Annotated in this window: 15 protein-coding genes; 5 read left to right on the plus strand and 10 right to left on the minus strand. The window is 39.5% G+C overall.

All coding sequences use genetic code 11. The features are described 5' to 3' along the window. Positions 1-185: 185 nt before the first annotated feature. The gene (locus BMX30_RS20515; protein ID WP_090749837.1) at positions 186-506 is read right to left on the minus strand and encodes a DUF4870 domain-containing protein; all 321 of its coding nucleotides are present in this window, start codon (positions 504-506) and stop codon (positions 186-188) included. Between the two features lie 169 nt (positions 507-675). Between BMX30_RS20515 and BMX30_RS20520 the strand changes: the two genes are divergently transcribed. Together BMX30_RS20520 and BMX30_RS20525 are read left to right on the plus strand one after the other, a co-directional pair. Then, positions 676-1455 (plus strand): undecaprenyl-diphosphate phosphatase, encoded by a 780-nt coding sequence (locus BMX30_RS20520; RefSeq protein ID WP_090749950.1) that lies wholly within the window; start codon positions 676-678, stop codon positions 1453-1455. Positions 1456-1737: 282 nt separating this feature from the next. Then, complete coding sequence (locus BMX30_RS20525) at positions 1738-2298, plus strand: GNAT family N-acetyltransferase (RefSeq protein WP_090749839.1); 561 nt, start codon at positions 1738-1740, stop codon at positions 2296-2298. A 46-nt stretch (positions 2299-2344) separates the two neighbouring features. On the opposite strand, the gene BMX30_RS20530 is transcribed toward BMX30_RS20525, so the two are convergent. From BMX30_RS20530 to BMX30_RS20540, 4 genes are all read right to left on the minus strand, one after another. Continuing rightward, entirely contained in the window at positions 2345-3538 is a 1194-nt protein-coding gene (locus BMX30_RS20530) for a DHH family phosphoesterase (RefSeq protein ID WP_090749841.1), read from the minus strand. A 313-nt stretch (positions 3539-3851) separates the two neighbouring features. Continuing rightward, positions 3852-4658, minus strand: a complete 807-nt coding sequence (locus tag BMX30_RS20535; protein WP_090749843.1) for a CAP domain-containing protein — start codon at positions 4656-4658, stop codon at positions 3852-3854. A gap of 360 nt (positions 4659-5018) precedes the next feature. After that, positions 5019-5150 (minus strand): hypothetical protein, encoded by a 132-nt coding sequence (locus BMX30_RS24160; RefSeq protein WP_280139996.1) that lies wholly within the window; start codon positions 5148-5150, stop codon positions 5019-5021. A 3-nt stretch (positions 5151-5153) separates the two neighbouring features. Beyond that, positions 5154-5933, minus strand: a complete 780-nt coding sequence (locus BMX30_RS20540; RefSeq protein WP_090749850.1) for an SDR family oxidoreductase — start codon at positions 5931-5933, stop codon at positions 5154-5156. A 194-nt stretch (positions 5934-6127) separates the two neighbouring features. Here BMX30_RS20540 and BMX30_RS20545 point away from each other — a divergent pair, with 194 nt between their 5' ends. After that, entirely contained in the window at positions 6128-6610 is a 483-nt protein-coding gene (locus tag BMX30_RS20545) for an Hsp20/alpha crystallin family protein (protein WP_090749851.1), read from the plus strand. 26 nt (positions 6611-6636) lie between these two features. Further along, positions 6637-7155: an Hsp20/alpha crystallin family protein gene (locus tag BMX30_RS20550; RefSeq protein ID WP_090749852.1), complete on the plus strand. Its 519-nt coding sequence runs from the start codon at positions 6637-6639 to the stop codon at positions 7153-7155. 32 nt (positions 7156-7187) lie between these two features. Here the strand turns inward: BMX30_RS20550 and BMX30_RS20555 are convergent, their stop codons facing one another. Both BMX30_RS20555 and BMX30_RS20560 read right to left on the minus strand, forming a co-directional pair. Then, the gene (locus BMX30_RS20555) at positions 7188-8585 is read right to left on the minus strand and encodes a sensor histidine kinase (protein WP_090749853.1); all 1398 of its coding nucleotides are present in this window, start codon (positions 8583-8585) and stop codon (positions 7188-7190) included. Next, a complete protein-coding gene (locus BMX30_RS20560) occupies positions 8582-9262 on the minus strand; it encodes a response regulator transcription factor (RefSeq protein WP_090749861.1) in 681 nt (226 codons plus the stop codon). The genes BMX30_RS20555 and BMX30_RS20560 overlap by 4 nt, the downstream gene beginning before the upstream one ends. A gap of 437 nt (positions 9263-9699) precedes the next feature. Here BMX30_RS20560 and BMX30_RS20565 point away from each other — a divergent pair, with 437 nt between their 5' ends. Beyond that, complete coding sequence (locus tag BMX30_RS20565; protein ID WP_090749863.1) at positions 9700-9942, plus strand: DNA alkylation repair protein; 243 nt, start codon at positions 9700-9702, stop codon at positions 9940-9942. A 19-nt stretch (positions 9943-9961) separates the two neighbouring features. On the opposite strand, the gene BMX30_RS20570 is transcribed toward BMX30_RS20565, so the two are convergent. The 3 genes from BMX30_RS20570 to deoD all read right to left on the minus strand — a co-directional run bounded on the left by BMX30_RS20570 (position 9962) and on the right by deoD (position 13339). Beyond that, positions 9962-10798: a hypothetical protein gene (locus BMX30_RS20570; RefSeq protein ID WP_090749868.1), complete on the minus strand. Its 837-nt coding sequence runs from the start codon at positions 10796-10798 to the stop codon at positions 9962-9964. 159 nt (positions 10799-10957) lie between these two features. Then, complete coding sequence (locus BMX30_RS20575; RefSeq protein WP_090749870.1) at positions 10958-12457, minus strand: lmo1851 family serine protease; 1500 nt, start codon at positions 12455-12457, stop codon at positions 10958-10960. 177 nt (positions 12458-12634) lie between these two features. Beyond that, entirely contained in the window at positions 12635-13339 is a 705-nt protein-coding gene (gene deoD / locus BMX30_RS20580) for a purine-nucleoside phosphorylase (RefSeq protein ID WP_090749873.1), read from the minus strand. Between the last annotated feature and the right edge of the window lie 53 nt (positions 13340-13392).

Here is a 13392-nt window from a genome sequence, read left to right on the forward strand (position 1 = left end):
CAGGAGTCTTCGCCGCCTTCCACTCCAATCAACAGTGTCTTTAATTAGGTTGAGTTTAAAAATTAACAAAAAAACGACTCTAAATCAGGTTTTGAATTTTAGAGTCGTTTTTTGATTGAAGAAATTACTTTTTCAAAAACCCGAAGGCTTTTCAGTGCCCTCTTAGAACACAGGCCCGGTCTCTCTTATAAGATTCGGAAGATGAACGGGATTCGATATTCATCCCCTTCATATGCTTTAACTGCTCCAATAAGGGTAAAAACAACGCCAAGGATGCCGACGATTGGTAGCAAAAGAAAACCAACAAGAACAACCATTAAAATTCCACTAATAAGGCCATAGACAGCATAGGTTATTAGAAAATTAAAATATTCTCGTCCGTGATAATCGATAAAGCTTGAATCATTCTTTTTTACAATCCAAATGACTAGCGGACCAATAAAGACGGTGAAAAAACTAATCGCATAAATCGCAGCAGCCAGAAGCCTTTCTTCATTGCTCGGCATATCAATTCTCCCCCCTTTGCCAGCCTTCTCCTTATCCTACGAATGTACCATCTAAATGTTTCATCATGTAAGTATATTCCGCAACTACAGGATGAGAAGTTCTTGTTTTGGACTACGTGAATACATTTGTAGTACAAGCAACTTCTATGAGGTGATAGTTATGGAAATGATGTCAAAAATTGAAGCGTTTATTCTCGGGATCATTCAAGGATTTACCGAGTTCTTGCCCATCTCAAGTACTGGCCATCTATATCTTGGGCGGCATCTCTTTGGACTAGACGAAGCTGGTCTATTTCTTGATACAATGCTTCACATGGGTACATTATTAGCTGTCCTTGTGATTTATAAGGATGAACTTCTCGATGTGATTAAACATCCACTAGGGAGGACTGCAAAGCTACTCGTTATCGGAACGATTCCTGCTGTTATCGTCGGGGTCCTCTTCGATGACTTCTTTGATTCAATCTCAAAGAGTGGACTTACAATTGGCTGGGAGTTCCTTGTTACCGGTTTGATCCTTTGGATGGCGGATGGAATTAGAAGAGGCCGCAAAAAAATGCATGAAATCACTTATGGAGATGCATTATTCATTGGGGTCTTTCAATCGGCAGCAATCATGCCTGCGTTGTCCCGGTCCGGCCTAACAATCGCAGCTGCTCTGTTTAGAAAATTAGATCGCGAAACAGCCGCATATTTTTCCTTTCTATTGTCGATTCCAGCGATTGCAGGCGGGGTCGTATATAAGCTTCCAGAATTGTTTTCAGGTGGAACAGAGGCCGTTTCGCTGGGTAGCTTAATGGTGGCCACAGTCGCTTCTGCCCTTTGTGGTTATGTAGCCGTTGTTTGGATGATTAATTTCCTCCAGACAAAATCCTTGAAAATATTCGCTGTATATGTGTGGATTTTAGGGTTAACCGTATTGGCACTCCAATACACAGGAATTTTTTAGAATTATCTGAAGTAATTTGGGAAAAAAAGGCGAAAAATCGGGCAAAAAAACTATTTCCTTTTGCGCATTTTTTTAGTATGATTTCTATGGAAATTGTTTAACCGAAAAGTTCATATCGGATATGTAATAAGGGAAGGCAAATGGTGCGCCACCAGTATCCTGGTTCTAGTGGGTTCGATTCCCACCCCGAAATTTTTTAGCAATTTTACAAAAAATTTCGAGGGTGGGCCATGTCTGTTTGACATGGTTGGAATCTGCCCTGCAAATAGGAGGGATACAAACATGCTCAAGAAAAGAGATCTTCAGGATTCTCACGTTCTTTTCGAGCTTATGTCGCATCCAGATGTCTTCCCTTTTGTACGTCAAAAGGCTTATTCTTACGATGAATTTGTGTTCGTCACAAAGCAAACCATCGAAGCTGAAGACCGAGGAGAACTTATTTCGAGAACCATTCTTGATGATTGGGGAGCCCCAATAGGGACAATTAATTTATTTGATATTCAAGATGGGGCTGGATTCCTCGGAACATGGATTGGCAAACCTTATCACGGAAAAGGCTATAATGCACCAGCGAAAGATGCCTTTTTCCAAGAAGCTTTTTATGAGCGCGGAATTGAAACAATTTTTATGCGTATCCGGAAAGAAAATATCCGCTCCATTAAAGCTGCTGAGAAACTTCCTTACGTTGTCAAAGCAAACGAAACGAGACCGTCCATTTATAACCAATTAAACGCGAATGGCGATATTTACGATTTATATGAAATTCCTAAAGATCAATACACACTATATATCCGTCGTGAAGTGAACCAGACTGTTGACGAATCACAGCTATTGGAAGCATAAAAGCAGGAGCACCCCATCCAAGATCATGTGGGGGCTCCCGCTTTTTTTATTTTTTTTCTTTTAGATAAAAATCGACTAAATATTTAACATAAACATCATCCCGAGATAGAGAGGCGCCGAAGTTTCTTTTTATATGATTTTCAGCTTCCTGAAACTGACTAAAGCTCTCTTCGAGAATACCGTTTTTGACCTCAATGCTCCACTTGCCATCCTCCATTGGGGCAACGAAGAATTTATCCCCCTGCCGACTATCATATAAAGTACCTTTTGGTGATTCCTTAAGGTTGTATCGGTTTCGAAAGGCATCTTGTCGGATTGGATCTAATGGATAGACTTCCTGAACGTATAAATCGAACGCGTCTTTTCCCATCGAGCATCCCGAGGCTTTTGCATGACCTCCGCCTCCGAACTGACCAGCGACGGCTGATACGTCCACATCGTCATGAATGGTTCGAAAGCTTATCTTTTTTCCACCAACGTTCAAAATCGCAATGTAGTCCAAATGCGGATATTCTTTCCCTAGCTCGTTTCCTAGCTCAGAATGGTAAGATTCAGCATGGACAATCCCAGCACAAAGCTCATTGATAAACGTTTGATATGTCTCGCGCTTTTTTCTTCGGACATAGCGCTCAATTTTGTCCTCTTCCATTGATAACAGCTTTTGCTCAAAATCATCAAAATTAAAGGAATCTTGCTGTGACGTTAAACGTTCAATCATCTTTTCTTCAAATTCATCCAGTGAAAACATAAAAAATAAATCATTTAAATGCTTTGCTTTAATATTGTCGTTTTGGTCCCATTCCCAGGTATCATATTGGCGGACAAGCTCGACAAATTCATCCAAGGCCTTCGTTTTATGTATCCATTCATTCTCAAGCAAATGCTCATACAACAAGGAAGTGGCCGAAGTAAGCCTACCATCCTCATATTCCACCTGAACAGTCCCCCAGCTGTACTCATTAAAATGGAGCGCTGTCTTATGATGGTCAATAAAATTTACCTTTCCTCCACGCTTATGTAGCTGCTCCACCCTTTTCGTGTTTTCTTCATTAATGGATAAGTCCGTAATAAATAAATGGAACTCCTCTAACTTCTTCTCATGTTCAAAAAGCCGTTCGATTTGGTGATCCAACCCCATTACCGAGTTATACCGAACCTCAACCTTATCAGCAAAAGCCAGTTTCGCTACAATGCCACACCCAATCCCATCAAGGTCATTATGGGTATACAATTTATACATCCTCTTCACCCGCTATTCTTTACATTTCTCCCATTAGGGTATCATTCTTCCCCCCTTTTTAAACACTATTTTCCACCATTTAAAGCAAAAGACTTTTTCAGAAAGGATTGTTGTTAAAATCCTAAAGCCAATTTTAGCGTAAAATAAGCTAATTTGTACGTTTTAGTAAGTTTGCAAGCTCTTTTTTCATATGTAAATAGCCATGATGCTGCTCTGTAACAATGCTTAAGTCGTTCTACTTTATTCCAAAAACAACAAAGTATAAGAATAGAGGCCAGGCATCCAAAAACTGGATGGTGCCTGGCACCTTACATTATTTCCCTATAAACATTTGTGTCCAATAGTTTCCTTCGGCTATATGACCTACTCCGATGTGAGTAAAGGAGCTATTTAGGATATTTTTGCGGTGGCCTTCGCTATTCATCCAAGCATTTACGACCTCTTCTGGTGTACGTTGGCCCATTGCGATGTTTTCGCCAGCAGCACGGTAGCTGATGCCAAACTGTTTCATCATATCAAACGGTGATCCGAATGTCGGGCTAGTATGGCTGAAGTACTTGCTGTCTTTCATATCAAGCGACTTTGTTCTCGCTACTTTACTTAATTCTGTATCTAACTTTAATGCAGCGAGACCTTGCTTCGCTCGTTCCTGGTTCGTTAAATCCACTACTTTTTGCTCGTAGGCACTTACCTGGGAAGCCTTAGGAGCTGTCTCTGTTTGTTGAGCTGGTTGCTCTTGAACAGGTGCTGTTGGCTGTTGGACTGGCTGTTCTTGAACTGGTGTAGCCGGCTGTTCTGCAGTTGGTTCTTCTACCGGTGGTGCAGACTGTTGGGGAGTTTGAACAGGCTGTTGTTCCTGTATAACCTCCTCCGTTGGTTGTTTAGGCTCTTGAATAGTAGGCTGCTTTGCAATATAACGATTCCAGTTTAATTGGTAGTCTTTTAAGTATTTTTGTAGATAACTATTAACTTGATTAAAGTCATATGTGCCTGTCTGGTATACATAAACTTTTTTCTCCACTTGATAATATGGACTTGCCGCATCTGCTTCATTTGCACCCGGAGTACCAAAAAGCAAAGCTGCTGTTGCTGCAACGCTTACGAGCATTTTCTTTTTCATTGATGAATTCCTCCCTAGAAATGTTCATGCTGTCTTGCCCTTTAATGATAGCATTCAATTTTTGTAATATTTTAGGGAGAAATTTCCTTTATACAGATCTAATCCTATTTAGTAATGCAAGACTGAGATTACTTTTTAAAAAATTTAACTAGTTTTCATGGCCTGTCTATAGTTATTTGATGTCCTTCTGTTATCAGTTATATTTATCCAACATTGTTAATTACACCCTCATAATCCATGTATTACATAATAATAGAGGTTGACAGGTTTTTAATAGGCCGTTCTTTTTTACATAAATTTCATTTAAATGTCTAGTTTTAAAAATATATGTGAAAGATTACCTTAAAATGATAGTGTAAGTTACGTGCCTAATGTATGCTGGTCTACAAACATCACAAAAAAAAGAGAAAGCCAACCAAGGCGATTAACACTGACCATCGCCCTGGTTGGCTTCGTTTTTAACTCAATTTCCAAATAAATTATCACTTTCATTATCTATCCTTCTCGCCTATGAACCTTACCAAGCACATCTTTGCCGCCAGTTATCGGAATGATGCTTCCGGTAATATAATCTGACTTCTCGTCTGCAAAAAATGAAATCACCCTAGCAATATCCTCGCCCGTTCCTGGCCGTCCTACTGGTACCGATTCATCAATTGATTCCACAGCCTCATCAATATCTTTTTCCTTCCAGTCTCCAACAATATCGCCCGGACACACCATATTGGCTGTAATCCCATATTCCGCTTCCTCAAGCGCTATCGATTTAGTCAACGAAGCCAATCCAGATTTAGCCGCTGCAAAAGCAGAACGGTAAATCCACCCAGGTGCACTCTCAACGCGGTCAAAACCAACAGTGATGATTCTCCCCCAATCCATTTGACGCATGCCAGGAATAAGCAGGCTCGAGAGATAAAAAGCCGAATTTAAATTCCCATTGATCAAATACTGCCAGTCCTCTACGGAGTAGTCGACCATCCTTCTTCGTTCATGGATGTATGGCCCCGCATTATGAACTAGAATATCAATCGAAGAAAAGCATTGCTTTGCCTCCTCAACAAGTTTACAGCACTGCTGATAATCAGAGACATCCCCAGCTAAGGGGAGATTGTTGGTCCCATACTTTGACGTAAGTTCCGCTGCCAATGCTTCTGCCTTATCCTGACTGTTTCGGTAATTTATCACTAAATTGATCCCCTCTGAAGCAAGCTGTACCGCTGTTCTTCTGCCAATTCCTGATGCCCCTCCTGTGATAAAAGCTGTTCGTTTACCCACGTTTATACCCCACATTTATAATTCCTTTATACCATTATAGTAAATAGAACACCGTGTTTATGCAAATCTTAGCTAAACAATTTTCCTAGTGCAGGATTTCTTAACCACTAGGCTTTTTATTGCATACAATAACACAACTTAATTACGATTAGCAGAAGTATAACGGGTATCATTCCCCAAAAGGAGGTCATCTGATGCTCCCGTGGAACCAACTCCCTTTTAACGAGGACATGAAAAAAAAGCTTAATAGCATGAACCCAAACGAGATTGACAAATATGTGCAAGACATGGTTTTAAAAATGTTCCCAAAGAATATGGGGGGAATGTTAAATCCTCAAGAATGGCTTAAAGATGCTGACAATTTTCAAGGAGCCTCCCCCACATCAACTAGGGAAATTCATGGGCTTCAATCTACCGTTTTTGAAACACATGATTTTGTTTTTATCAGAATCCCAATCAAAGATGAACACTGGTTAAGAGAAATGAAGATTTATCATACCTCCCACGAGGCCATAATCGAAAATATTCCTGAAATCGGAGAAAAACACACGCTAAAATTACCTGCTGCCGTAAAGAAAAAAGGAGCCGTTGCCAACCATAGGGACGGTGTGCTCGAAGTTCGAATACCACGCAGTTATCAAACACAGATTTCAGAGATTAATATACAAGACAATTAGACGGTTGAAAGTTAAGGAGGATTAAAATGGAAACTGATAAATGGAAGGATTGGCTAGATTTAACGAAACAATATGCTGCCGAAAGCTTTTGGAAGGAGGTTTTTAATCAGACTGATCAACCCTTTGCGGGTCATGAGAAGATGGGTGAAACTTTATCCAACTTGGCAAAAGAAACAAAAACAAAGGGGTTATTTCCTAGATGCGATATGTTTGAAAGAGAAGATCAACTGTTTATTCAAGCAGAATTGCCAGGAATCTCGGGAGAAGATGTCCTTGTGACGTTAAGAGAAGATAACCTGGTAATTCAGGGAAATTATGCTACGCTACAGCCTAAGTTACAATATTATTTAAAGGAACGCTCTGATAGAAGCTTTGAAAAGTCGATTAAACTTCCTGTAAAGGTAAATAAAAAGAAAATTAGCTCAACACTAAAGGATGGCGTATTAACCATTGTTCTTCCAATTATCACGGAGGAGGATAGCGTCCCCATCCATATTGAAATTACGAGGTCACCGATCCCTAATGAGATGTATAAACAAGAATAGGAATCAAACAATCTTGTTTGATTCCTTTTTGATTAAATCGTTCGAAACAGTAACCGGACGGTCGTTCCCTTGCCAAGCTCACTTTCAATCTGAATAATTCCATGATGAAGGGTAACAAGCTTTTCTGTTATCGCAAGCCCTAAACCTGTACCACCATTGCTTCTTGACCTTGCTTTATTCACACGGTAAAACCTTTCCGTGATTTTCTTTAAATCCTCAGCTGGAATTCCTATCCCAGTATCAACGAATTCAATGCATGCACCATACGTATGCTTGGTAAGCTTAAGGCTAATCGTCCCACCTGTATCGGTGTACCGGATGGCATTGTCCATGATATTTTGGAGTATTTGCTCAATCCTTCCTTCATCCGCATCTATAATGATTTCAGGGTCAAGGTCCACAACTAAGGCAATCTGTTTTTCTACTAAAACCTGTGAATATTTTTGAATAAAATCATCAATCAGTTGGGCAAGTGGCAAGGGATGGATATCAAGCGAAATTTGACCAGCATCAATTTTTGATAAGTCCAATAAGTCAGAAACAAGCTTTCCCATTCTTCCCGCTTCCCGATTGATGAGTTTTAGGTATTTTTCCTGCTCCTCAGGTGACTTAATATAACCCGAAGCCAATCCTTCACTATAACCTCTTACATAGGCGATTGGCGTTCGAAGTTCATGAGAAACATCTGCTAAAAAATCTCGCCGACGCTCATCCTCCTCCTGAATAGAAGCGGACATCTGATTAAACGCTGCTGCTAATTGGCCAACCTCATCCTTTGATTCTATGTTAACCCTTGTGGAATAGTCTCCTTTAGATACTCTTTTAGCTGCTCGTTTCATCTCAACTAGTGGCCTTGTCAAACGATCAATCGCTACATAACCGATTGAAAGGGCTATTACAATGAAGGAGACTCCACCTAAAAACCATAGATAGGAGAAATCCCGGGTTAATTCCGAAATCTTTACAAGGGGAACATAAAGAAAAATCATTCCTTCAAGACGGTTTTCATCTAACAGGGGAATAATGACCGCAATGATTTTCCGTCCAAAGAACTCTTCAAAGCCAATTTTAGAAATCATCCCCCCTTGCAAGAGCTGTTCACGTTCCTCAGAACTAATTAGCGAATCATTATTAGCTTGAACCGGCAGACTACTAGTAAGCTCCAACGGACTCTTAACAATGAAAACTTCCGTATCCGATTTATCGTTGAACCATTTTATATATGTTTTCAGTTCTTCCGATAGAGGTCCGCCCTGATAGTCCTCTGCTAATTTAAGTCCTGTTTCATAAAGATCTTCTTCAATTCTGTCAACATACAGTTTTTCATAAAATAAGTAAGATAAAATAAAGGACACGGAAATCGTCACTAATATGGCAAATGTAATCGTTAGCCACAACTTTTTTAATAAGCTGTCAGCTATGAATTTCATGATCCAATAACCTCAAATTTATACCCAATTCCCCAAATCGTTTGGATATAATCTCCTATCCCTAGTTTCATCCTTAACGTCTTTATATGGGTATCAACCGTTCGTAAACTACCGATATAATCCATGCCCCAAACATGCTCCAACAACTGTTCCCTGCTTAGCGCCTGGGAAGAATGCTCAATAAGGAAGTTTAGCAATTCATATTCTTTGAGGGTTAACGGGATCATTTCACCCTCGACATTTACACGACGGGCTTTTTTATCAATCGATATTTTACCATACTTTGCAATTTTATCTTCATGAATGGTTGGTGAAGTACGCCTTAGGACAGCGGCTATTCTCGCTACAAGCTCCCCTGGACTGAATGGTTTAACGATATAGTCATCTCCGCCAAGCTGCAAAGCCTTTACTTTGTCCCACTCTTCTCCCTTTGCTGATAAAAAAATGATTGGAAGCTGCGAAAAGGAACGGATAGTCTCGCAAACAGCGTAACCATCTCCTTCAGGCATCATAATATCCAAGATGACTAAATCAATAGCTTCTTTCTCTAATACCTCATAGGCTATAGTTGCACTAGCCGCTTGATAACATCGGTATCCTGAATTTTCTAAGTAAATTTGGACGAGGTCCCGCATATCCTCCTCATCATCAATAATTAAAACTTTTACTGGATACATCTTTCTCACTCCCTTGAACACGGAACTGTATAGTTCATATAAAATAAAAGCAGCTTTCTTTCCAATTTCATTATACTGCTAAAGTTCTGTTGGAAATATGAAAATTATAAGAAGAAAACTGACACAGATTTAACAATAAAAAAGCCAGTGCATTATAAGCAGCTAGCCCGAAATTAATTATATCTTTACATAAGGCTGTTTTCTCAACTATTGTTGTTAAAATCCTAACACCGATTTTAACGCAAGATAACCTATTTGGTGCATTAAATTATATTTGAGTGCTCTTTTCTCATGGATAAAGGTTAGTTTATAGTAGAACAAAGCTTAATCCATTATATTTTATATCCAATAGCTACAAAGTTTGAGAAAAGAGCCTTACATAAACCATCCAATAGATGCAAAAAATACTGAATAACATCAAAAAGGAGGCAATAACAATGAATGTTCCTTATCGCTGTCCGAACTGTAGGACGAACAAAAGCAGGTTCAACCTGATTAAGCAAGTAGCTCAGCCTGTAAAACTCAACCCCCAATCAGGGGAAGTCGTAGAGGAATATACCAGTAATCAGCTAGATCCTTTTCATACACCATACAGGGGACCTGAACTTCGTGTTCAGTGTGGGGTATGCGGACTTATTGAAGATGAAAGAACCTTTGTTAAATTTGGAGAACAAAATTAAGTAAAAGGCTGAGACGGTTTCAGCCTTTTTTTATTTCGTAATCGATTTTATTGTCTTCAAGAAACTCGATGGAATCTACCTTCCAGCCTTCCTCGAGAGGTAGCCTGACAAGCTTCAATGTACCATCATAACGTTTGCGCCCTACACCTCGCAGTTGCATCATAACGCTAACCGGAACATTCAAGGCAAGCTCATCTTTTATGTCTTCAATAGGTAAAATAGACATTCTACTAATGGAGACATTCTCAAATTCAGGTAGAAGGTCCTTCCAATTTAGCTGTTGAACTGAAGCTTGCGAAACAATCCTTTTATCCTGCTGCTTTAACCCGGCTAAATAGGCATTTGCCAACTCGTAGGGATCCGTTGTCGTTAGGTAGCTATCAAGCTTATCAGCTGATTTTAGTATCATTAGCTTATGGGATAAATCCATAAAGTTTGTCCGGTGGGTTGTACTACCATAAAAGTGAATGCAAAAATGTCCAGGAAAATTATTCTTTAAGGCCCCTGCACCATGAGGCATGCCATGCATAGAGGCCGCTATTCTTTTCCCATTTGATTGGACAATAATCGCTCGCCTTTTCCAACTCCATTTACCATTATAAATTTCTTTCATGATTTTTGTATCCTCAGCGGTCATTGGTTGTACATCAGCATGGCGACTCCCGGCCCTACGTTGAACCTTAAACTTTTTACCTGTTTCGAGATCTTCAACAGTAAATTTGCTATATCGAGGAAGAAGTTCATTTACCTGCTTCCATGGAAGAATTTCAATTTCCACCTTTTTTGCTTCAATATTTTGCCCATTTGTAGTAGTCAACAGGAGCACAAGGATTATAGCCAAATGAATTCGTTTCATTCTTATTTCACCGCTTCCAAAAAAGGTCTGCGAAAAAAGTTTTTCCGTTTTCTTCCCTTCCTATTCGGTTCCATAGGTTAAGATAGATCAAAAAACTTTGGAATACATTGAAAACAGGCCCATTCAATAAAAAACATTGAATGGGCCTGCATTAGTTTTTTATTTATCCATTTCTTCTTTGACAACTTCAATCGCTTTTTTAAGCTGTGGGTCTTCCTCAAGCATCTTATTCCGAACAGCTGACATTAACTCAATCGTTGAGCTATCTTTTAAAACACCCGTCTGTTCAAGTTCTTTATCCTTTTGGAACTGCTTCACAGCTTCACTTGTTTTTTCATCATAAAAGCCATCTTCACGTCCTGGGTCATATCCAAGTACTTTGAGCATCGTCTGTGCTGCTTTTACCTGTTCAGAGGCAGCACTAATGTTCAATTCAGTCTCTGGATCAATAAATGGAAGTGAGGCATAATCAGGCATTTCAACTTCATAATCAGGCTTAACGCCTTTTTCATGTACCCAATTTCCATCTGGTGTCAGCCATTTCTCTGTAGTGAGCTTGATATTAGAACCGTCCTTAAAGTTTTCAGCTCTTTGAACCGTACCCTTACCAAAAGTTGTTTGGCCAACTAACGGAACTTCTGCCGATTCACTCACAGCACCAGCCAAAATTTCTGAAGCACTTGCGCTTCCCTTATCGATGAGAATCACTAATGGGAAATCACTGGTACTATTCCCAGTCGATGGATATTCTTGTACATTTCCTTGTCTATCTTCAACCTTGAATAATAGTTTGCCTTCTGGAACGAACATGCTTGTGATCTTAATCGCCTGATCAAGCAAGCCTCCCGGGTTTTGGCGAAGGTCGAGGACCAGTCCTTTCATTCCTTTAGAATTCAGGTCTTCTAAAATCACTACAAGTTCCTCATGAGTATGCTCTGAGAAATTTGTAATTTGAACCTTGCCAATGTCATCTTCAAGCATTTCACCATAAACCGTTTCAATCGGGATTGTATCCCGTGTAATCGTTACCTCTGTGGGTTCAGCATTGCCTCGCTGAATCGTTAATTTCACCTTTGTTCCTTTTTCACCCCTGATTAAAGCAACCGCCTCGGTTGTGCTCATTCCTTGAATGCTTTTGCCATCAACAGAGAGGATGAGGTCCTCTGGTAGCAAACCCGCCTTTTCAGCTGGCGAGCCCTTTAAAGGTGAGACGATGGCAATATGACCATCCTTTTCTTGAATTTCTGCTCCTATTCCTTCAAATGAAGCCGAAATACTTTCGTGAAAGCTTTTAGCATCATCGAGACTCATATAATCAGAATATGGATCATCTAGAGATTCTACCATTCCACTTATCGCACCATCAATAAGCTGCTGTTCATCTAATTCCGTGTAATAATTTTTCTGTAAAGTATCATACGCTTCGTATAATTTTGCAAATTCTTCCCTTTCACGAATAACTTTTACAACAGGATCATCCTCGCCAAAAGCTAATGCAAAGGTGGTAATCCCGGCTGTTATAAACACAATAAAAAATAATAGCATCGCAAAATGAAACTTTTTTATTTGCATAAAATTCTGCTTCGTCTCAGTCTCTCCCAACTGTTCAGAAGGACCTTCTTGTTCGGTATTTTCACCATTTTGTTTCTCTTGGTCCATTATTTCACCACTTTCAATCGCTATGTAGAATACAGTAATCCTTTATTTTTTAGGATAACACTTTTATATAAAAAATAACAGATTTAATAATCGAGCCCTCCTTGGTGTGACCGCATTAGGGACCAACTGAATGAATTCAAACAAAAAAAGCCCTCTAATAGAAAGGGCTTTCGTAAACTATTCTTTAATTACAGCTTCTAATGCTACTTCAATCATTTCATTGAAAGTCGTTTGACGCTCTTCAGCTGTTGTTTCTTCCCCTGTCAAAATGTGGTCACTAACAGTAAGGACGGATAGTGCACGACGGTCAAGTTTTGAAGCAAGCGTGTAGAGAGCCGCCGTTTCCATTTCAATTGCGAGAATATTGTATTTGGCCCACTTTTCAAGTTCTGCATTATCGTTGTAAAACTGATCGGCAGTAAAGACATTCCCTGCTTTTAAATTCAAGCCTTTGTCAAGTCCAGCATTATAAGCTTTTAACAGAAGGTCAAAATCAGCCGTTGGAGCGTAATCAACACCACCAAATGTTAAACGATTCATTTGAGAGTCAGTCGAAGCGCTCATCGCCAAAATTACATCACGTACCTTAACATCTTTTTGAATCGCTCCACAAGTTCCAACCCTTACAAGTGTTTGGACATTATAGCTGTTCATCAATTCATTAATATAAATCGAAATTGATGGTACACCCATTCCTGTTCCTTGCACAGAAATTCTTTTCCCTTTGTATGTACCTGTATATCCAAACATATTACGTACTTCATTATAGAGCTTAACATCTTCTAAAAATGTTTCCGCAATATATTTCGCTCTTAATGGGTCCCCTGGAAGTAGGACTGTTTCCGCAATTTCATTTTCTTTTGCATTGATATGTACACTCATTGTCAAAAACCTCCATCTTTTCTAACGACATTCGAATAAAATGATACCATAAT

The organism is Mesobacillus persicus (assembly GCF_900109925.1).
Taxonomy (GTDB): Bacteria; Bacillota; Bacilli; order Bacillales; family Cytobacillaceae; genus Mesobacillus_B; species Mesobacillus_B persicus.

What these genes read in the sequence shown, in the direction of transcription:
- BMX30_RS20515 (WP_090749837.1), bottom strand. Translation starts at nt 506, where the DNA reads ATGCCGAGCAATGAAGAAAGGCTTCTGGCTGCTGCGATTTATGCGATT.
- BMX30_RS20520 (WP_090749950.1), top strand. Translation starts at nt 676, where the DNA reads ATGTCAAAAATTGAAGCGTTTATTCTCGGGATCATTCAAGGATTTACC.
- BMX30_RS20525 (WP_090749839.1), top strand. Translation starts at nt 1,738, where the DNA reads ATGCTCAAGAAAAGAGATCTTCAGGATTCTCACGTTCTTTTCGAGCTT.
- BMX30_RS20530 (WP_090749841.1), bottom strand. Translation starts at nt 3,538, where the DNA reads ATGTATAAATTGTATACCCATAATGACCTTGATGGGATTGGGTGTGGC.
- BMX30_RS20535 (WP_090749843.1), bottom strand. Translation starts at nt 4,658, where the DNA reads ATGAAAAAGAAAATGCTCGTAAGCGTTGCAGCAACAGCAGCTTTGCTT.
- BMX30_RS24160 (WP_280139996.1), bottom strand. Translation starts at nt 5,150, where the DNA reads ATGAAAGTGATAATTTATTTGGAAATTGAGTTAAAAACGAAGCCAACC.
- BMX30_RS20545 (WP_090749851.1), top strand. Translation starts at nt 6,128, where the DNA reads ATGCTCCCGTGGAACCAACTCCCTTTTAACGAGGACATGAAAAAAAAG.
- BMX30_RS20550 (WP_090749852.1), top strand. Translation starts at nt 6,637, where the DNA reads ATGGAAACTGATAAATGGAAGGATTGGCTAGATTTAACGAAACAATAT.
- BMX30_RS20555 (WP_090749853.1), bottom strand. Translation starts at nt 8,585, where the DNA reads ATGAAATTCATAGCTGACAGCTTATTAAAAAAGTTGTGGCTAACGATT.
- BMX30_RS20560 (WP_090749861.1), bottom strand. Translation starts at nt 9,262, where the DNA reads ATGTATCCAGTAAAAGTTTTAATTATTGATGATGAGGAGGATATGCGG.
- BMX30_RS20565 (WP_090749863.1), top strand. Translation starts at nt 9,700, where the DNA reads ATGAATGTTCCTTATCGCTGTCCGAACTGTAGGACGAACAAAAGCAGG.
- BMX30_RS20570 (WP_090749868.1), bottom strand. Translation starts at nt 10,798, where the DNA reads ATGAAACGAATTCATTTGGCTATAATCCTTGTGCTCCTGTTGACTACT.
- BMX30_RS20575 (WP_090749870.1), bottom strand. Translation starts at nt 12,457, where the DNA reads ATGGACCAAGAGAAACAAAATGGTGAAAATACCGAACAAGAAGGTCCT.
- deoD (WP_090749873.1), bottom strand. Translation starts at nt 13,339, where the DNA reads ATGAGTGTACATATCAATGCAAAAGAAAATGAAATTGCGGAAACAGTC.